Annotated in this window: 17 protein-coding genes; 10 read left to right on the top strand and 7 right to left on the bottom strand. The window is 24.7% G+C overall.

Annotation, left to right across the window (positions count from 1 at the left end; genetic code table 4):
• Positions 1 to 49 precede the first annotated feature (49 nt).
• The 5 genes from MYE_RS00180 to MYE_RS00160 form a co-directional block, all read right to left on the bottom strand.
• On the bottom strand, positions 50 to 847 hold the full coding sequence (locus tag MYE_RS00180; RefSeq protein WP_042733049.1) for an SPE_1075/MLC_0560 family membrane protein: 798 nt from the start codon (positions 845 to 847) through the stop codon (positions 50 to 52).
• A 91-nt stretch (positions 848 to 938) separates the two neighbouring features.
• Positions 939 to 1,523 (bottom strand): ECF transporter S component family protein, encoded by a 585-nt coding sequence (locus MYE_RS00175; RefSeq protein ID WP_082028292.1) that lies wholly within the window; start codon positions 1,521 to 1,523, stop codon positions 939 to 941.
• 332 nt (positions 1,524 to 1,855) lie between these two features.
• Complete coding sequence (locus MYE_RS00170; RefSeq protein ID WP_042733048.1) at positions 1,856 to 2,761, bottom strand: alpha/beta hydrolase; 906 nt, start codon at positions 2,759 to 2,761, stop codon at positions 1,856 to 1,858.
• A gap of 14 nt (positions 2,762 to 2,775) precedes the next feature.
• Positions 2,776 to 4,356, bottom strand: a complete 1,581-nt coding sequence (locus tag MYE_RS00165) for a hypothetical protein (protein WP_042733047.1) — start codon at positions 4,354 to 4,356, stop codon at positions 2,776 to 2,778.
• A 115-nt stretch (positions 4,357 to 4,471) separates the two neighbouring features.
• Positions 4,472 to 5,182, bottom strand: coding sequence for a glycerophosphodiester phosphodiesterase (locus MYE_RS00160; RefSeq protein WP_042733046.1), 711 nt, complete (start codon positions 5,180 to 5,182; stop codon positions 4,472 to 4,474).
• A gap of 267 nt (positions 5,183 to 5,449) precedes the next feature.
• On the opposite strand from MYE_RS00160, the gene MYE_RS00155 reads away from it, so the two are divergent.
• Positions 5,450 to 6,256, top strand: a complete 807-nt coding sequence (locus MYE_RS00155; RefSeq protein ID WP_042733045.1) for a TatD family hydrolase — start codon at positions 5,450 to 5,452, stop codon at positions 6,254 to 6,256.
• A gap of 96 nt (positions 6,257 to 6,352) precedes the next feature.
• Here the strand turns inward: MYE_RS00155 and MYE_RS00150 are convergent, their stop codons facing one another.
• Positions 6,353 to 7,210 carry a BspA family leucine-rich repeat surface protein gene (locus tag MYE_RS00150; protein ID WP_052491370.1) on the bottom strand — a complete coding sequence of 286 codons (858 nt, stop codon included), beginning with the start codon at positions 7,208 to 7,210 and terminating at the stop codon, positions 6,353 to 6,355.
• 293 nt (positions 7,211 to 7,503) lie between these two features.
• Here MYE_RS00150 and MYE_RS00145 point away from each other — a divergent pair, with 293 nt between their 5' ends.
• The 5 genes from MYE_RS00145 to MYE_RS00125 are packed head-to-tail and all read left to right on the top strand — an operon-like array spanning position 7,504 to position 13,343.
• Positions 7,504 to 9,345: an ABC transporter permease gene (locus MYE_RS00145; RefSeq protein WP_042733044.1), complete on the top strand. Its 1,842-nt coding sequence runs from the start codon at positions 7,504 to 7,506 to the stop codon at positions 9,343 to 9,345.
• Between the two features lie 2 nt (positions 9,346 to 9,347).
• Positions 9,348 to 10,052, top strand: coding sequence for an ABC transporter ATP-binding protein (locus MYE_RS00140; RefSeq protein WP_042733043.1), 705 nt, complete (start codon positions 9,348 to 9,350; stop codon positions 10,050 to 10,052).
• Positions 10,030 to 11,382, top strand: coding sequence for an aromatic motif membrane protein (locus tag MYE_RS00135; RefSeq protein ID WP_042733042.1), 1,353 nt, complete (start codon positions 10,030 to 10,032; stop codon positions 11,380 to 11,382). The genes MYE_RS00140 and MYE_RS00135 overlap by 23 nt, the downstream gene beginning before the upstream one ends.
• Complete coding sequence (locus MYE_RS00130) at positions 11,369 to 12,448, top strand: aromatic motif membrane protein (protein ID WP_052491369.1); 1,080 nt, start codon at positions 11,369 to 11,371, stop codon at positions 12,446 to 12,448. Before MYE_RS00135 ends, MYE_RS00130 begins: the two co-directional genes overlap by 14 nt.
• A gap of 1 nt (position 12,449) precedes the next feature.
• Positions 12,450 to 13,343, top strand: a complete 894-nt coding sequence (locus MYE_RS00125) for an aromatic motif membrane protein (protein WP_042733041.1) — start codon at positions 12,450 to 12,452, stop codon at positions 13,341 to 13,343.
• Positions 13,344 to 13,991: 648 nt separating this feature from the next.
• Here the strand turns inward: MYE_RS00125 and MYE_RS00120 are convergent.
• Entirely contained in the window at positions 13,992 to 15,530 is a 1,539-nt protein-coding gene (locus MYE_RS00120; protein ID WP_042733040.1) for an ABC-F family ATP-binding cassette domain-containing protein, read from the bottom strand.
• 374 nt (positions 15,531 to 15,904) lie between these two features.
• Between MYE_RS00120 and MYE_RS00115 the strand changes: the two genes are divergently transcribed.
• The 4 genes from MYE_RS00115 (at position 15,905) to MYE_RS00100 (ending at position 20,275) form a co-directional block, all read left to right on the top strand.
• The gene (locus tag MYE_RS00115) at positions 15,905 to 17,455 is read left to right on the top strand and encodes a hexose phosphate transporter (protein WP_042733039.1); all 1,551 of its coding nucleotides are present in this window, start codon (positions 15,905 to 15,907) and stop codon (positions 17,453 to 17,455) included.
• A gap of 168 nt (positions 17,456 to 17,623) precedes the next feature.
• Positions 17,624 to 18,985, top strand: coding sequence for a tRNA uridine-5-carboxymethylaminomethyl(34) synthesis GTPase MnmE (gene mnmE / locus MYE_RS00110; protein WP_144402417.1), 1,362 nt, complete (start codon positions 17,624 to 17,626; stop codon positions 18,983 to 18,985).
• Positions 18,986 to 19,059: 74 nt separating this feature from the next.
• A complete protein-coding gene (locus MYE_RS00105) occupies positions 19,060 to 19,539 on the top strand; it encodes a hypothetical protein (RefSeq protein ID WP_042733037.1) in 480 nt (159 codons plus the stop codon).
• A 193-nt stretch (positions 19,540 to 19,732) separates the two neighbouring features.
• Complete coding sequence (locus tag MYE_RS00100) at positions 19,733 to 20,275, top strand: lipoprotein (RefSeq protein ID WP_042733036.1); 543 nt, start codon at positions 19,733 to 19,735, stop codon at positions 20,273 to 20,275.
• The last annotated feature ends 81 nt before the right edge of the window (positions 20,276 to 20,356 follow it).

Raw genomic sequence — 20,356 nt, 5'->3', positions numbered from 1 at the left:
TTTAACACTTCAACTAAATAAAAAAACGGATAAACCGTTTTAAAATAAATTAATAAATTTTTGTTATTTTATTTAATATATTCAATGTTTTTCCTAGTAATGGACCAGTAGCAAAAACAAAGATAACTGTTCCTATATTTAAGTAGTTTAATAAGAATTGTCCTTTTACTGATCAACTTACAGGATTAACTAAAAGTATAATAACTCCTGGTAAGAAAATTAAAATGTCCATTAAAACTCTTGAAGTATTAAATGGTAATTTTGTCATTTTCATAAAACTATTATTAATTGAATTATAAGGACTAATTAGTCATCCTGAGTGAACTCAAAATGTTAATCCTAAAATATATAACATATAAGCAATTAAAAAGAATATTGTTCTAAATTGATATTGTATTTCTTCGCTAAGCATTCATTTGTTGTACCCTATTTTTTCAAACATAGCAATCTGACCATCAATAAGATATGGCATAGTGAAAATAACTATTAAATCTAAAACTATTAATACAACTAATTCTATTCATAATTTTTTATTTTTCTCAACTTTATATTTTTTAAGAATAGACACTGATAAAAATACACCTGATAAAATCATTAAAAATAAATATAAAGCAGTCAATGCTATTTTATATTGTGATAATTCTACAATACCAGAATCTTTATTTTGTCATTTGTTAAAAATACCTAAAATAGCAAAGTTGGTAAAATCAACTTGACTTGCTCCAACACTAGTTACAGCATATAAAGCAATTGAAAGTGAAAAAAGATAGAATCCTAAAATTAAACATACTACTCTAATTAGATATTTTTTAGGATTATTTTTAATATCTTCTATAATATTTTTCATACAAACCTCCCTTAACCTTTCTTTAAAATTATAAAGTATAAATTAAATATATTTTTTATCAGTTTGCTTTTTGTGTTTTATTCGTGACCGTTTATATTTTTTTGCTATCAAAATCTTGGTTTGGAGTAATAGTTTCAAATATCTTAGACATACTTTTACTTGAAAAAGCTATACATAATACAATTCCTGAACCGACAGATATCCCATATTGAATAACATCAGTAATTAGAGATTTTATTGCTTCTGTTTTTGCTATTGATAAACCTTGATTAAATCATGTAATATTAAATCCGTATAAAATGTATAAAAATACAGGTAATTCAGCAATTGGAATAACTAAGAAAAATGGAAGTTTTTTAATTAATAATTTTACTAAAATAAACATAATTAAATGAATAACTAGTGATGCAGGAACAAACATCACTCCACCTGAAATTATGTCAAATATCATAGCATATAAAGTTCCACTAACAGCCATCATAGGACCAGGAATAAAACAGGCTAAACTTAAAAATACACCATCTGCAACTTGAAATTTAGCTACTCCTAAATTAATCATTGAAGTTGTTGAAGCTAAAGCTATTAATAACGCAGTTATTAAAGCTGTTGTTGTTAGATAGTTAAGATCTTTAAACATTGATAAATAACTTATTATTGAAAATCTTTTTTTAAACACATTAACCTCCTAAGATTTATTGAAAATCAAAAATAATACTTTATTAATTCTATATGAATTTTATGCTTAAGTGGGAAAGAATTATTTTTATGCTTAAAGTGGGAAAGGTATAGAAAACAAAATTATCAAACAAAAATGATCGAGGTTATTTATAAGAAAATAAACAATACAAATTTAATGGTGAATTAGATGAAAAAGCATCATATCAACTCTTTTATAAGATTTAAAAAAATAACAGTTAACTTTATAAGTTTAAACTGTTATTTTTATGCTTAAAGTGGGAAACTTTTTTAATTATTATTTTTTAGTAGTTGGTTTTGATTTAGTTGAACTTAATTTCTTAGTTGTAGATTTTGTTGAAGCTTTTTTATTTGATTCTTTATTTTTTTAACATCTAATCAAGTATCTAATACTTTATAATGTTCTTCTCTAGCATAATAGATTCCTAAACAGTGACGAGTTTTTGTTTCATAAACATGAATATTTTTTAGATTTTTCATAAACTTTTTAACATGTTTGAATGAAACTAAATCATCAGTTTTTGAGTGAATGTGTAACACATTATCTCATTGTTTAAAATCTTCTAATTTGTTAAATTTTTTAATTGGTCATTTTGAAATTTTAAATAATAATGGAAGTAATAAATAAGTTAAATAAACACCGTAACTAACTCTATCAAACGCTAATTTTTGAACGTTATCAAAAAATGAATTATACCCAGCATCAACAACAAATTTATCAATATTTTGATTTGAATATTTATGTAGATAACTATAAACAGTTCCACCACCCATTGATTCACCATAAACAACTAATTGTTCAGGTTTTAAGTCAGTTTTAACAAAATCAATGACATCTTTTAATAGATCTGCTTCTTTGACTCCTAAAGTACATTTTCCAAATTTTTCAGATTCACCTCAACCAAAATTGTCATAAGCAATAACTGTATAACCTCTAGGTATGAAATAATCTAAAAGTTTAATTGCATTACGATTATTAGATAAAATACCGTGACAATAAATAACAACTTTATCACCATTACCGTGTTTAAAAAGTTTTAAATCACCAAATCTTGTTTGAATAGTTTTGTATTCTCTTTCAAATCCAGATAAATCTAAGTGATCGAAATTATAACCATTTTCACTAGCGATTTTAGTTTCAAAATTAATTGAATCTTGATAAGTTACTTTTTGAGACATACGATCTTTTACTTGTTTTCAAATGTATAAAGAAATCATGCTAAACACCTTTTCTATTTATTAGATTTTTTACTGAAATTTGATAGTTTTCTTTGTTTGTTTTGATCGAATGTATGATCATCAATTTCTCTAGTTATAAACTTAGGTTCTTTAAATGCAAATATTAATATAAATACTGTAAGTAACATTGCTGAACCACATATAATTCATACTCACATTCCATTTGTTTTATCAATTCCAAAGAATGTAACACGAGATAAGAATGAGTTAATAAATACAAAGATAATTCCTCCAAAACCATAAGTTAATGAGTTAAATACAACAAATGTAGCTGGTCTTGTGTGAGGAGTTGTTACTCTTGAAACAAATTCATAACCTAAAGCAACAGCTAATGTTCCAGTAACAGCATAACCTATTCCACCAATTAAACTGTTAATTGTAACGTGAGCAGGTTTAACAATATAAACAACAACTCCTATTAAAAAGAAACTAATTGAAGATAGAATTGAAGTTAAAATTAAGAATTTTCTTAAACTAATTTTTGATACTATTTTTAAAATTAAGAATGTTAATAATAGTTGAGGTCCTAATGCGAATGCTTTTTGGAATCCTAATTGATTTGGAGCATTAACTTCTTTTGTAGATGAAGTTAAATTTTCAACAGTATTAATCCAAATTGAGTTAAATGCTTGAACAGCACCAATCAAGATTAAAAATACAATAAGTCCAACTATGAAGTTTTTATTTTTAATAACTTGTTTTAGTGTAATTTGTTTGTCTAATTCATTTGATTCTTTAACTTCTTTGAATTTTTTCTCGCTTATATCTTCTTGTTTTACGTGTGATTCACTAAACGCATTATCTGGCATAAAGAACGCTAAGAAAACAGCTAATAATATTATAAATCCACCAACAAAATAATATGGATAAGCAGTTTTTCAAGTTAATGTATCTTGATATGAATTTAATTTGAAAAGCATTTGAGTTATACAAATAGATCCAAGTGTTCCTCCTATTGCATAGAAGTTACGAACAAAAGCAATCTTAACATTTGTCTTACGAGCGATTGATGTTGCTCATGGATCTAGTGCGGTTCTGTATGAGTACAAGAATGCAAACACTGGAGTAAATACTGCTATTAATAATATAAGTGTTGAAATTGCAGGCATAACAAAGAACATAAAAATTGCTAATGCTAGTAATATAGGTAGAACAAATATTTTATATTTTTGTCTTTTAGTAATAGCAAAAACTAATAAAGGACCAGATATAAATGAAGCTCCTAATCCAGCTGCCGCAAATAACATACCTTCTATTTTGAAAGCTTGATTTATGTTGTGATCGTAATATTGACTAACTATTTTGAATACTTGATTTGTTTCATTTTTGTCAGTTAATATTTGATAAAAATCTTGAATTTGAGTTATACCTAAAGAATTAAAGTTAAAAGGTTTTATACCCGCTATGTTTATAGTACTGTTTTTTGCAATGTCATTGCTTAGTCACCCGTTAAAAAGAACAACTTTTTGTATGAACCATTCAAGGTCATAAATAATAGTTGAAGTAACACCAACCAAAATTCAAAAAGCTATTAATATAATTAATGACTTTTTCGATTGTTTTTTTAATTCCATTATTTTCTCCTAACTAAGAAATCTTTTATATACAAAATTATTTTATAATATTTTAATTAAAAAATATTGCTATAACTAGCTAATAAAAAACCGGTATAACCGGTTGTTAAATTAACTACATATTTTTACTTGGATATAGTTCTGGATAATCAGAAATGTATCCATTAATTAAGTCTTTATACATTGAATGTAGTCTGTCTACATCCTTCATTTTTTTGAATGTTCATACATTTAATGGGATATTTAATTTTAAAAATAGTTCTTGATTTTTAGCTTTTTTCAATAAACTGATTGGTGGGTGTAGAAAGTCAAATTTTTTACCTAATTCAATATCAAATTGTGACATTTTTTCAAATAAGTATCCTGTTTTGTAGTTATTATTTTTTCTTTTTAAAATTTCATTTAATACATTAGGAGAGAATGATGAAACAATTATTTCAACTCCTTTATTTGTGTATTTTTCAATTGATTTAAACACGATATCTAATTGTTCTTTGGTATAGTTATCAGGTTTAATTTCAACGTTTATCATTTCGTATTGATTGAAATGTTGATCCATAAATTCTTCAAATAATGGAGGTAATCATAAAGGATTTTCTTTAAAGTATGGAATTTGTTTAATTTCATCATAAGTCATTGACTTAACTGTTCTGTTTAATTTTCCAATTCTTTTAAAGTTGTGATCGTGGAAAATAATTACCTGATTATCTCTTGTTAAACGAATATCAAATTCAACAGCTTTAGTTATTTTTAATGCATTTTCAAAATCAAATACCCTATTTTCTCCAAATAGTCCTCTAAAACCACGGTGAGCTACTAAAATCATATTTTTGTTCCCTTCTTACTATGAAATAATTGTTACTATAAGTTCTAATTCATAGACGATTAATGAGACGAGCTAGATGTTTTTTATATCGGCTCCTCTATAAATAATTATATCAATTAGTTTTATTTGCATTTTGTTATCACAAATAATAGAAAATAAATTAAACTTATCTTTTTAGAAAGTAAAAATATACTAAATTGCTTTATCCTTAAGCTTTTTAAAGAACTAAATATATATAATTAAAATATAAAGAAAGTAGGTAAAAATATGGCAATGTCTGGATTATATGATGTACACTGTCACTTAAGTGATGCTAAATATTTAAATTTAGAAATGACATCTATTGAAATAATTTTAGAAGCTAAAAAATCAGGAGTAGACTATATAAATAATGTAGGAACTGATGTTAAATCATCTAAAACAGCTGTTATTCAAGCTAACTTATCACCTGTAGTGTTTGCGATTGTTGGTATTCATCCAACTAATGCACATTTATTTACTGTTGAAGCGTATGAAACAATTGAAGAATTAGCTCAATCTAATGAAGTTGTTGGAATTGGTGAAACTGGGTTAGACTTTTCTCAAACTACAAAATATGAAAAACAACAAATTGAAGCTTTTAAAAGACATATTAATATCGCTAAAAAACTTGATTTACCATTAATGTTACATTTAAAAAATGAACCAGGTAAAACTAGAGTTTATGAAATTGCATATAATTTATTAAAAGAAAACGGTGTTAAAAAAGGAGTTATTCATTCTTATCAAGGAACATTAGAATGAGCTAAAAAATTTATTGAATTAGGATTTTTAATTTCAGTAAGTGGGGCTGTTACTTATGATTCAGAAATTAATGCTGTTATTGATGGGATTTCATTAAATGATTTAGTTGTTGAATCAGACGCTCCTTATCTAGCTCCTGCTCCATACGATGGAAGTCTAAACTATCCAAAATACCTACCTTTAACTATTAAACATATCGCTAGAATGAAAAATCTAAGTGAATTAGTTGTTGCTCAAACAACAAGAAATAATGCGAAAAATCTATTTTTAAAAAATAAAAGAGTTAGATAATAAAAAGCACAGAAAACGGAACTGTGCTTTTTTACTTAAATTTTAAAATGCCATAACTTGTTATATTAATTTAAATAAGTATTCTAAAAGGGTTGTTTATTTAAGAAATTTTGGAAGTTTGTCGCCTGTAAATTCCTTGTGAGAATCTTTATTGAAATCTTCTCATCCTGAGTATTTTTCATTTTTAGATTCAATCTCTTTTGAAACTTTTGAAACATCTCAACCGGATAAATTTTGATTAAATTTTTTAGCACCAGAAAACATTTGTTGCATATCAATTACATTTGATGTGTTTCAACTTCCTATATCTTGGTTGAAGTTTTCTGCTTGTCAAAACATACCACCCATATCTACTACATTTTTAGTATTTCAACTAGATATATTTTTATTAAAATTTGAAGATTGAGAAAACATATAACTCATATCAGTTACATTAGAAGTATTTCAACTTCCTATATCTTGGTTAAAATTTGAAGTGTTTTGAAACATATAACTCATGTTTCTTACGTTTGATGTGTTTCAAGATTCAATTCCTTTAATAATTTCATTAATATTTTCATCAAAGGCATTATTTAAATTTGTAATATGTTTAGGTAGTTCAGATGGAACTTTAGAAACAGTTACTGGGAATTGTTGAATTTTAATAGACTTATCAGACATTAAAGAATAACCAATCTTTGTACATTCAATTGCATTGCCTTGTTCATCATTGATATATTCTGATTCTTGAATTGTAAAAACTGATGTAATTAAACCGTCTGAATGTGGCTTAAATAATTCTTCGGAAAGTTGATTATCTTTAATGATTTTCTCAATATATTCTAAATGTTCATCGATAAATTCTTTAGTATTATTCTTATTTATTATTTTATAACTAATAACACCACTAACAGTTGCGACAAGAGAAATTCCTGTCAATGTAGATAACAGAATCAGTAAAGTTTTTTTATTCATATAAATAGCCTTTCTACCTAAATAACACTTATAGCTCTATTATATTTTTGATTTTAATCTTAATTGTTTTTTTATTTGTTTTTTTGTGTATTTTATTTAAATCATTCAAACTATTTTTAGTAGAATTAGCCAACATTAACAAACACTTTATCAACTTAGATATTGTGAGTTTAAAAACATAGACTTTTTTATTGTTATATATTAAATTTTTTAGTCAATTCTATTGATTTTTATATTTACTTATTTATAATTTTTATAAATAACAATATTAAGACAAAGGAATGAAAAAATGTATGAAAAACGCTTATCTAAGATATTCTTTTTTTGCTTTTAACACTATTTTAAAAAAGAAAAGCTCAATTTTATTACCAATTATTGCAGTTGCAATTTCTTTTTTTGTAGGAATTGTTTTTAAATTTGCAGTTCCTAGTAATTATCAAGAACTAGCAGTATTTTTCTATACTTTTATAGCTATTATTATGACTGCAGTTTATTCATCTATTAAAGCATTGAATTTATTTAAAGATTTAGAACAAGAAGGAATAGAAATAATTACATTATCTAAACCTATATCTAGAAAACAATTAATTTTAGGTAAATTAATCTGCTTAAGTTATTTTGGATTAATTTGATCAACAGCTTTATTAATTTCTGGATTTTTATATTTCTATGCTTCATTTAATTTTGTAAATGTATTAATAAATTCTTTAACATTATTTTTTGTTAGTTTAAGTGCTTATTTTATAATAGGACTTTTTGTTAGTTTATTAAGTTTTAAATTAAGTCAAAAAATAGCTATGACTTTACCATTAATTGCTTTTATACCACTAAGTAGTATTGGAATATTACTAGCAAGTAATCAAACAACAAATATCAATAAAGCATCAAGTTTTATAAATAGAAGTTATGAATATCATCATTCAGGAAATGAAGTAAATACTGAACCATATTTTATTAATAACAATAAAGACGAACTATTATTAATACCTAATGGTAGTGATAACAAAGATTTTGATCAAGAACAAAAAGAATACTTACAAACAGTAATTAATTATACAAATAGATCTTTAACAAGTTGACAAACTTATTCTTGAATTTCAATACCTTATCAATTTATAAATATATTTAATTTCAATAGTAAAAACATTTCTATTACTAATGCTAATAATTCAACTGATCTAGAAAAATATGTTTATTATAATGATTTAGATAATATTAGTTACACTTATAAATTAGATAAAAAACCTAATCAAGTAAAATATAAAGTTGCAGATGACAGTAATCAAAAATTCTCTGAAAAATACATAGTTCCAGGATTATTAAAATCTCATTCTAAATTTTCAGATTTCACTCAAACTGTTAATTATGATCTAATTTATGCAATTGATGGTGCTGAAAATGATGATTCAAAATTCTTTGAAGATGAAAACGAATTTTCAAATCAACGTTCTAGTTTAGTTGGAAGAATTAAATGAAATGTTATCAAACAAGCTTTACAAGATAAGAAATTTAATTTAATCGCTAGTGATTTTGTAAATCAAAACTTAAAAGAATTTTTAAATGATAAAAGCAATACTTCAGAACAATTAAACAAAAAACATAAACAGTTAATGAGCAAAATTTCTGAATATGTAACAAATGAAGATTCTGAAATTAATAATTATGAAAATCATAATATAAAATTATTCGACAAAAGATCTATTACTGATGGTGAAATTGATGGTGTTGTTCAAATAAAAATATATAAAGCAATCGCAATCTTAAACTATATATATTTCAATTACCAAGATTCTCAACTTTTCAAAATAATGATTAAAAATCCTAACAACGAATATTTTGGAGATGCTCAGATTAATTTAGAATTAGACGGTCGAAATTACCGATTAGGTGGTTTTAAAAACTTTTCAGAAAAAGTTGTTCAAGAAGAAAAAGACGGAGTTAAAAAAACATTATTTAGATTCGATTTACAAGAAAGTAAATCAAACTTCTTATTCAGTTCAGCAGATAACTTATATTCAATAACTAGAAATAGACAAATTGTTAATAAATATGTAATCGCTTTATTATGACTTGTTATTATCGGTGCAGAATTTGCACTAACATTTAAGATTTACCAAAGAAAGGAATATAAATAGATATGAAAAAAATACTAGATATAGTTAAACTAACTAAAATATTTCCTTTATCAAATCGTGGTATTAAAAGTATAAATATGTCATTAAATGAAGGTGATTTTCATGCATTTATTGGTGAAAACGGTGCTGGTAAAACTACAACAATTAAAACAATTATAGGAGCTTATGTTGAATATAAAGGTAATATTTTTATAAATGAAATTAATATAAAAGACCCGCAAGCAAGATCATTTATAGGTTATGTTCCTGAAAAAGCATTATTTCCAAAAGATTTAACTACTTTTGATTATTTATTAAATTTTGCAATACTTTCTGGAGTTGATAAAAACATAGCTACAGAAAAAATAAATAACTTTTTAAAAATGTTTGACATAACTAATTTAGCAAAAGATAAACCTTACACATTTTCTTCAGGTCAACAAAAAAAGGTTCTATTAATTCAAGCTTTATTACATGATCCAAAATTATTAATATTAGATGAACCAGCAGCTAATCTTGATCCTACTGCCAGATATGAATTATTCTCATTTTTACAAAAAATTAATAAAGAACAAAACATCGCTATTTTAATTAGTTCTCACATTCTATCTGAAGTTGATAAATATGTTAATTCGGTAACTCTAATTCATGATGGTGTAGTTTTATATTCAGGTAAAAAAGAAAAAGACTTAGAGGAATTATTCTATGAAAAAGTTATTAAAAATTAGTCTACTACCTTTTATGGCTTTATCATTAGTTGGTTGTACAACACAAATAAAACCTAATGATTCAATTAATAGATCTGTAAAAGAAAAAAAGTTATATGAAAATGATCATATTAAACAAATTTTAGATTCAATTTACAAAGATAATAAAGATCTAGAAAAAAGATATATCAATACTCAAGAACATAGATTTAGATCTGCATATACTGATTTAAGATATTCACTTACTGTTTATCCAATTTTTATAGGTCATTATGTGACTGAAGATGTAGAAAAGCAATATAGAGATGTTGTAAATAAAGCTAAAAAACTTATCGAAAATAACCTTTCATCTAATTGATATTGAACATTAAATAATATTGATAAATTTGTTTTTAACTTTAATACTTATGGTGATTTTTATAGAGCAAATGCTGTTGATCAACAATTATTTGAACTTAATGATCAAGCAAATTCAACTTTAGTAAGTATAAATAATAAGTTCCCTACAGGTATGATTACTTTTAAAAATGAAACTCTTGATGAAGTTGATAAATTAAAAGAATTCAAAACATTTTATTTAATATATGACAACTATAAAGTTTTAAAAATGATTCAATATAAAGAAGATGAAAAACTTATAACCAGAATATTACCTGATCTATTAATTTTTAAAGATAAAAATATTAGTAACGATGAGATTAAATCAAATTTAGAAAAAATAGAAAAAGAAATTTTTAACATCAGAAAACAAAAACTTGATAACTATCTTGATGATAAAAAAGATAAATATGAAAATGGAGATATTTATCAAATGAAAAGTGACTTTAGTTCAAGTCATCGTGGTATTTGAATAAATGATTGAAGAGTGCGTAATAAATTTAGAAGTTATGATTTAAAACAAACAAAATTAGCCGAATCATTATTTGAAAACTTAAAACAAGATAGAACAAAAGTTGATCAGCACATTAATGATTGAAAAAATCAACTAGAAGAAGCATATGAACAAGATGTAACCAAATCTCAACCATATACTGAACACAAAGAATTATTAGATGAATACAAAGAAAAATTAGATCAATTAGTTAATACAACAATTGAAAAAATTCAAAAATGAAGCAAAGAAGCACCAAAACAATTTGGAGAAAGTGAAAGACAAACTGCATTACAACAATATCAAGATACAGATAAACGATTTTTTGAATTTCAAGCAAAACGTCAATATTCAAACGCTCTTTTCGATTCTATAAATAAAATTAATCAAATTGATATAAATAAAAAAATTGAAGACAAAGATTTTGACAAAGTAAAAATATTTAGATTCTCTATGAGGTATATTTATGAAAATAAATAAAAAAATTGTTATCGGTATTTCTTTAGCACACTTAATAATACCGTTATTAGCATTAGCATTTTTATTAGGTTCACTTTCAAAAACCACAAAAGATATTCAACTTCAAATTCCAAGAAATCATGAAGTATACAAAGACGTTAATGATAGAACTGAAGAAATTTTTAGAAGTTTAAATAAAATACTTTTTGGTGATAATGAAGCTGAAAAAATAAAATATTTAAGTACTCAAAAAGAAGAAAATTCAAAAGAATTTATTAAAAAATCTAATGAATTAAAAGCTAAATATTTACAAACTAAATCTGAAGAATCAATTAAAGAATTAAAAGAGTTTTATTCAAAAAATTTAATACTATTACTAAGAAATCTAGATAAGTTTAATTTAAGATTTACAAAATATTGAACACTAGAAGAAACTAGAAATAGTAGTGGAAAAGTTGCAAAACACTCTAACGAGTTTCTAGAAACTATTAAAAATAAACAACCTGTTGAAGATAAAAAAATAGATAATAACAATCTTAACGTTATAACAATAGGTAGTGAATCTAAACATATAAGTAGTAATGTTATATATATTAGAAAAGACAACTTCTTTATTGTTATAAAAGCTTCAAAAACAGCTTCATCTGATATGAAAATAGAATTAGATAAAATCATATACTTTGCCGAATCAAAAACAGACAATATTAGCTCAACAGCAATTTCAAATGTTTTACATACAAGTATTTATCACCAAGATCAAAGTGGATATGATGCATTTGAAAAAGATTTAATAAAACTTTATGGTTTTCCTTGTTTAGGTATTTTAACAGCTGAAAAAGACTTTTTAGAAAATATAATTAAAACTAAAACAGGAATCAAATTAGACAAAGACGATAAACTTAAGATTAGTAAAGTTGTTGAAGCTATTAATAAAGCAAATAATTTACAACTTGATGCATCACAATTAAGAGTTGAATTTGTAGAAGAAACAAAAATTAAACTTTTAGCAAAAGAAAATTCAACTAAATACGTAGGTTCAGTAGAAATTGAAATTGTTCAACCAATCGAAAATGAAAAGGAGAATTAGTATGAATAAGACAGTTAAAAAAATAATATATTCAATAGCTGGGATTCTAATTTTTGCTTTACCATTTTCTTTAATTTTTACAAATAAAAATAATATAAATTTAGATGCATTAAAAATTAGTAAAGAAAAACAAAAAGAAGATAAATGAAATAGATTCATAGAACATGAATATGTAAATCAAATACTAAATTTAGAATTTAAAAATGTAGAAAAACCAGAAGAAGAAAAAAATAAATATGTAAATGATCAAAAGCAAATAGCACTTGGATTGAATAAAAAATTTGATTTAAATAAAATAAAATCCGATCTATCATATGTTAATAATTTCATCGTCAAATATGGAGAAGATGATGAACCATTTTCAAAAAGTGAATTTGGAAATATTTTAAATCAATTATTTAAACAAAACTGATTATCTACATTATTTAATTTAGATAAATTTATCTTTTTTGCTTATGATGATGATAACCAATTTGCAAAAATTGACTCACAAGAAAACGCTCTTAAATACGGTACATTTAGAAAGTTAAAAACAAATGAAATAAGTCAATATGCAGTTTGAGATAGAAGCACAACAAAAGGGATAAATACATGAGAAATGTTTATATTAACTTCTGATTATAGTGTTTTAAAAATAGATATAAAAGATAAAAACACTATGAGCAAAAACAAAAGAAATGAAGTTTCAATATTTAACTATGCTTTTCTATACCCAGAATTATCTAAAGATAAATTTAAAGCAGATAAGTTCATATTAAGAGATTATGTAAAAGTTGAAGCAATGCACACTGCAAACAAAAAATCTCCTAACAAAGATGCTTTTAATGAACAGTTTGGTGGATCACCTCATAGATACGTTATTATTGATGTTGACTCAAAAACTAATGATAATTAAATGTCATCTACATGGGAGAAATATTATTTCTTTTTAGTTTTCTAACAGAAGGTAAACCAATAAATTCATCAAAAAAGAATCAAAAATTTAAATAATAAATTGAGATATGAGTTCATTTCATATCTTTTTTGTTTGCAAAGTTTTTATTATTATTTATTGTTATTTATTTCATTGAGTTATAAGAAACAATGGTATAAAATTATTTTGAGGAACTTATCTCTGGTTCCTCACGTAAATTAAATTCTTTTGAAATATTTATATAAAGTCTTAACTTATATTGTTCATAATTATGTTTATATTTTAATATTCTATTTTTATTAAAATTTTTTTATTTTTCTATATTTTTTTTTTTTTTTCGATCGTTTCATATATTATTTAAGTTTTTCAAGTTAGTTTTTTAAAACTCCTTTCTTATAACTCCTTTAATTTATCTTAAAAAATAATTCTTTAATTAAAATTAATAAATTGTGCATAGTAATCATAATAAAAGAATTCTCTAAAGGATTTATAACAAAATAATTTTGTTATAAGATAAAACGATCAAAATATTGTAAAATTCCTTTTATTCATCTTTTATATGTATAAAAATTACATATTTTCAATAAAAATAATTTAAAAGACGTTCAGTAATGAACGTCTTTGTTGTTTTTAATCAACTAAATCTTCAAAGTTTAATACTTTATCTGCTCAATTAGTTTCAAAGTTAATATCGTGAGTTGTAATTAATACAGTTCCAGTAAATTGTTGGATTGCTTCTAGTAATGATTCTTTAGCTAGAACGTCAATATGGTTAGTAGGCTCATCTAATATTAGTAAGCTTGCTGGTTCTAAACTTAATGAAGCAAGTCTTACTTTAGTTTGTTCTCCTCCAGAAAGTTGTTTCATAGGATTTTGCATTAATTCAGATTTAACACCAAATCTTGAAATTGTTGCTCTTATTTCTGGTTCTAGCATTTTTGGATGACGATTCATTAAGTATGAAATAGGAGTTTCAACATCATCAAAATCTTCAATTTGATGGAAATATCTTACTTCAACTCCATCACCTAGTTTTGATCAACCGCTTATTGGTTTAATTTCATTTGCAATAGTTTTTAAAAATGTAGTTTTACCAATACCGTTATAACCTTTAACGATACATTTTTGGCCTTCACGTAATTCAAATGTTAAAGGGTCAGTTAAAACAAAATCATAACCGATTTCTAAGTTTTCAGCTTTTACTACAACTGCTGAGTTTGGTCTTTTATATTTAAAACTCATTTTAGGTTTAACTAGTTTTTGACGTTGATCCATAACTTCAATTTTATCTAGTTGTTTTTGTCTTGATTGAGCACTTCTTGCAGTTGAAGCACGAGCTGCATTTCTTGAAATATAATCTTTTAATTTAGCTATTTGTTGTTGTTGAGATTCTCTTGCTTTATCGTATTGTTCTGCTTTTAAAGCTGATAATTCTAAGTATTTATTGTAATCTCCAACATAACGATTGATTTCTTGATTTTCAATAGCAAAAATAATTTTAGAAATTTTATTTATAAAATCAATATCGTGACTTACTACTAAAAATGCATGCTCATAATTATTTAAAAAGTTAGCTAATCATTCAACTTGTTCAATATCTAAAAAGTTAGTAGGCTCATCTAATAAAATAAAATCATCATTTTTTAACAATAACTTAGCTAATAGAATTTTTCCTCTTTGTCCACCAGATAATTGACCTAATTTTTTTGTCATATTTTCGGGATTTATACCTAAACCTGAAACTAAGTTTCCGATTGTTTTATCAATTGTATCAAAACCATGACTTGTTAAATAATCTTGTAATTCTAAAGCTTTAACTAGATCTTCTTCTTTATACTCAATAGCCATATTTTCATAAATCTTATTAATTTTTTCTTCTATTTCATATAAATATTTAAAAGCATCTTTTAAATAGTCTTGGCTAGTAATATTCATATCTACTTCTTGGTGTTGATCTAGATAACCAATTTTTGCTTTTGGATGTCATTCAATTGTGCCGTGATCTGGAACTATTTTTTGAGCTATGATATTTAATAAAGTTGTTTTACCAGCTCCATTAGGTCCTACAAGTGCAACGTGTTCACCTTTATTAATTCTCATTTCAGAATCTCTATATAGAATTTTTCCACCATTTTGATGAGAAATATTTTCTAAAACTATTAAACTCATATTAACCCCCAAATACTTTTATAACTTAAATAATTATATATAAGAAATACAAACTTATAAATAAAAATATATCCTCAATAGTTTTTATAACTTCTATTTTTTAACTATTAAATATTTAAAAATAACTAAAAATAACTAGCTATTTTACCTAATATTCCAAGCATTTTACTTATACACCTATAAAACTTAGCTACTCGGATATATAATATAATTGTCTATATATGAAATTATATAGGTAATTAACATGACTTTTGTTAATTCATTTTTATAAAAATGAAGAGTAAAAATAAGTAAGTAAAACTTAAGTAATTATATATTTTGATTTATATTGTAAGCCAAATTATTTAAGTTTTATTTACATAGAAAGGTAAAATATGAATAACAAGATCAAAGAATGATCACAAAAAAATAAAGTTCTTTACGGATTTATATTATGATCATTTATTTCATTTGCATACATGCTATTCATTGCAAACTGAGGGTTCTCAGTTACATTAGCTGGTGATGGTGTAAAAGATGGTATGGCTAATGCAGGGTTCTTAGGTTATTTTAGAATCCAAAAAGATGCTAATTTCCAACTTATAAGTCAAATCGCAAACTGATCAATTACATTAGGACGTGGTATAGGTTCAGTGCTTGTTGCGTTATTATTAGCTAAATTTGCACACAAATACACTACTATTATTGCTATTGCAATGACATTAGTTGGTATTCCTGCTGCATTTATGCCAGCTACTGGATACGGGTATGCATTGTTCTTAGTTTTAAGAACAATTATGGCTATTGGAGGAACAACTTTAATTATCTTAACTCAACCTGTTGTTGCTAACTTCTTTGGGCCAAAACAAAAATCAGTTGTTTCACAATTTGGTATTTGATTCTACCCATTAGGAACAATCATTTCAATCGTTCCTGTACTTGTAGTTACAAATTCAGATGCAGTTAGAGAACAATGAAAATTAATAGTTACTCTATTAGCTGCGTTAAACATTATTCCTTTATTATTATTTATTTTTATAGGAACACAATTTGACGTTAAAGAAAATGAACCAAGAGTAAAAGTAAACGGATGAAGTATTCTTGGATCATACGTTAAGAAAAAACAAACATATGCATGAGTTCTACTATATGGTGGATGATTATGTATAGCCGTTTTCTTAACAAGCTTAACAGTACCAATTTTTAACGGACTAAGTAAAGCCGAAGGTATTTTTAATAAATACATCTTCGGATGACAAGTAGCATTCTTATCAGCGGTATTTGTTGGTCCAATCAGTCTTGGTTTATGATCAAGAAAACAAGCAAAAAGAAGATGATTTATTGCTACTGCAATCGCATCTGCAATAGTTTTATTTACATTATCAACTCTAACATTTATATTTGGTGTTGCTAAATATGGATCAGGTGACAACAAATCTATGTTTGGATTCTCAGCTGCAATGTTTATCATCCTAGGTTTCTTAACTGGATTATGTATTTGAGGTATTCAAGGTGTTATGTTAAACTTACCACACGAATATAAAGAATCAGATCCAAAAACTATTGGTTGAATGTTCAGTTTAATTTGAGGATTTGGATATGTATTCTTTACATTAGTATTAATTCTAATTTCTGGTATTTCACTTATACCAGCATTGCAAAAAAACCAATTAACACTAACAGCAATTCAATTTGTACTTATTATTTTATCTACAGCAATTGCATTCATTGGTATATTAATGCTTAAAGAACCTCATCCAGAATATCCAATGTTCCCATGCAAAAAAGTTGAACAAGCTAAAGTTGAGCCTGTTAAAGTTGAAGAAGTAAAAGTTGAAGAACCAGTTGTAAAAGAAGTTAAACCAAAAACAGCTGCTAAATCAACAAAACCAAAATCAACAACAGCTAAATCAACAAAACCAAAAACAGCTTCAAAAAGTAAATAAACTAAATTAAATTAACCACAATTTAAATTGTGGTTTTTTATTACTTATTTTTCTTAGCGAAAGTCAAGAATATTAAAGTTGATTAAGTCGTTTTTTTAAATATTTCACCTACCATTAATAAATTAGTCTTATAAAATTATATTGATAAAGAAAAGAGATGGTTTAATGATTACATTACAAGATACAGTTGTTGCTCCTGCTACTAATATTTCAGCTCAAGCTATAGCTTTAATTAGAATTAGTGGAGATGAAGCTTTTACTGTAATTAATAGATTATTAAAAGAAAAAGATCAAATCCAAACTAAAAGAGGAATTTTTGTTAGAAAACTTTATTTTAAAGATGAATTAATTGATGAAGTTGTTTTAACTTGTTTTGTTGCTCCTAACTCATTTACTGGTGAAAATGTAGTTGAAATTGCTTGTCACGGTGGTATTTTAAACACTAATAGAATTATTAATATAATTACTCAGTCAGGAGCTAGAATGGCTATGAGAGGTGAATTTAGTCAAAGATCATTTGTTAATGGAAAGATCGACCTAATTCAAGCTGAAGGTATTAATAATTTAATTCACGCTAAAAATGAATTAGCTTTAAAAATTGGTGTTGCTAATATGAGTGGAGCTAACAACAAAGCTGTTATTGAATTAAAAGATAATCTTTTAGATATTATTAGTAGAATTCAAGTTTCAATTGATTATCCTGATTACGATGATGTTGAAGGGTCAAGTGTTGAAGATTTAACTAAATTATTAGAAATAATAAATGATCAAATCAATAAACTTTTAATTAGATCTAAAATGGCATTTAAAAATTCAGAAGGAATTAAAACAGCAATTATTGGTCAAACTAATGTAGGTAAATCATCTATTTTAAATACTTTAATTAATGAAGATAAAGCTATTGTTACTGATATTCCAGGAACAACTCGTGATATTGTTGAAGGACAAATTAGTTTAGAAAATGTGACTTTAGATTTAATTGATACTGCTGGAATTAGAGCAACTGATGATATTGTTGAAAATCTAGGAATTCAAAAATCTAAAGATTTAATTAATAAAGCTGATCTAGTTTTATTTGTTGTTAACTACAATAATATTGATGATAAAGACAATAAAGAAATCTTTGAATTATTAAATGATAAAAATTGAATTTTAGTTGTTAATAAAACTGATCAACTTGATGACAAACAAGTTGAATCATTGAATCTAAAATATAATAATGTTGTATTTACTAGTGCTAAAAATCAAGATATAGATCAACTAATTTTAAAAATTAATCAAATGTATAACAATGAAGAAATCAAAAAAAATGATGAATTAATTTTAATTGGATTAAATCAAATCACATTAGTTGAACAAATTAAAACTAAACTAACAACTGCTTTAGATGTTATTAAATCAGGAATGCCTATCGATATAGTTAATGTTGATTTATATGATGCATGAAACTTATTGAATGAATTAATAGGTGTTGAATATGAAGATGAAATTATTGATAACATTTTTAGAAAATATTGTTTAGGAAAATAATTTGTAAGTTTTTAATAACAACATTTTAAAAGTGATAGTATAGAGACATAAAAAGTAAAAATAGGAATGAGAATATGAAAAAAATAGTATCTATATTATCAATATTTACAACACTTGCTACAACAGGAGCTGTTGCTATTTCATGTACTAGAAGTGAAATAAAAGAAAAGCCTATTGAAAAGAAAATTAATCCAAAAGAAGAAGAAACTGAGAAAATTGATGAAACACAACTTGAAACACAATTTCAAAATATTAAAAAAATTGTTGGTCCAAAAATTGATCTATTGATAAAAAAATTGAGGGAATTAGAAAAAGAGGATGCTGAAGTTTTAGCAACTCAAGAAGTTGGAGCCTTGGTTGACATCTTTCAATTTTATGAAGATTCAAAATCATACGATTCTTTAAAAGAGGCTGTAGAGAAATTACCAAAAGATAATGAAGACAAAGAAAGATCTAAAAAGGATTTCTTAGAATCTGTAAAATCTACATTTGATAATTATGAAAAATACAAAAGCAAAATAGATGAATTGATAGATAAATATGTAGGTTCTTAATTTAAACTAAATAGTAAAATTTTTTGTATTGAAAATAGCAAAGATGCTATTTTTTATTTATTCAATTATAGACAAATACGTTAAACAATATTGATGCTTTTTCAAACATAAAATGACAAAAATTTTCGTTCCAAAAATTATTTATTTAAATATGATAATATCATTTCATAAAAACGAGAAATGGAATGAGAATATGAAAAAATTATTAACAATATTAGGTATATTTACAATGACCGCTATTGCAGGAGGTGTTGCTATTTCATGTACTAAAAATGAAATGAAAACAAAGCCTGAAATGAAAGAAAAAGAAGAAAATATGAAAGAAGAACTTCCAAAAGAACTAAAAATTAGCGGAGTAGGTATCACAAGTATTGGTGAATCACAATTTGAAAAAGAATTTGATGAAATCAAAAAAGAAATTGGACCAAAAGTTGAAAAATTTATAAATAGTTTGAAAGAGGATCAAGAAAATGGAAAACTTGATGCTTTAAAAACAAAAGAAGCTGAAACTTTCTTTAATTCAAAAGAAGGAGAGTCATTATCTAAACTTTTAGAATTTTATGAAGATTCAAAATCCTTTAGTTCTTTAAATGATGCTATCAGTAAAATTACAGAAAAAGAACAAAATAAACTTCAAACTAAAATTAATTTTCTAAAACATATGAAAGAAATTTTTGAAGACTACAAAAAACATGAAAATAAAATAACTTCATGAATACAAAAATTTAATAGTTAACAAATAAGAAAACGACGGAAATGATCTGTCTTTTTTTGTATTGAAAAAATGAAAAAAATAAACATAAACGGTTTAATTTTC

The sequence above is a fragment of the Mycoplasma yeatsii GM274B genome, from assembly GCF_000875755.1.
Taxonomy (GTDB): Bacteria; Bacillota_I; Bacilli_A; order Mycoplasmatales; family Mycoplasmataceae; genus Mycoplasma; species Mycoplasma yeatsii.
Note: the sequence above shows the minus strand (reverse complement) of the source record. Positions and strands in the feature narration are given on the sequence as shown.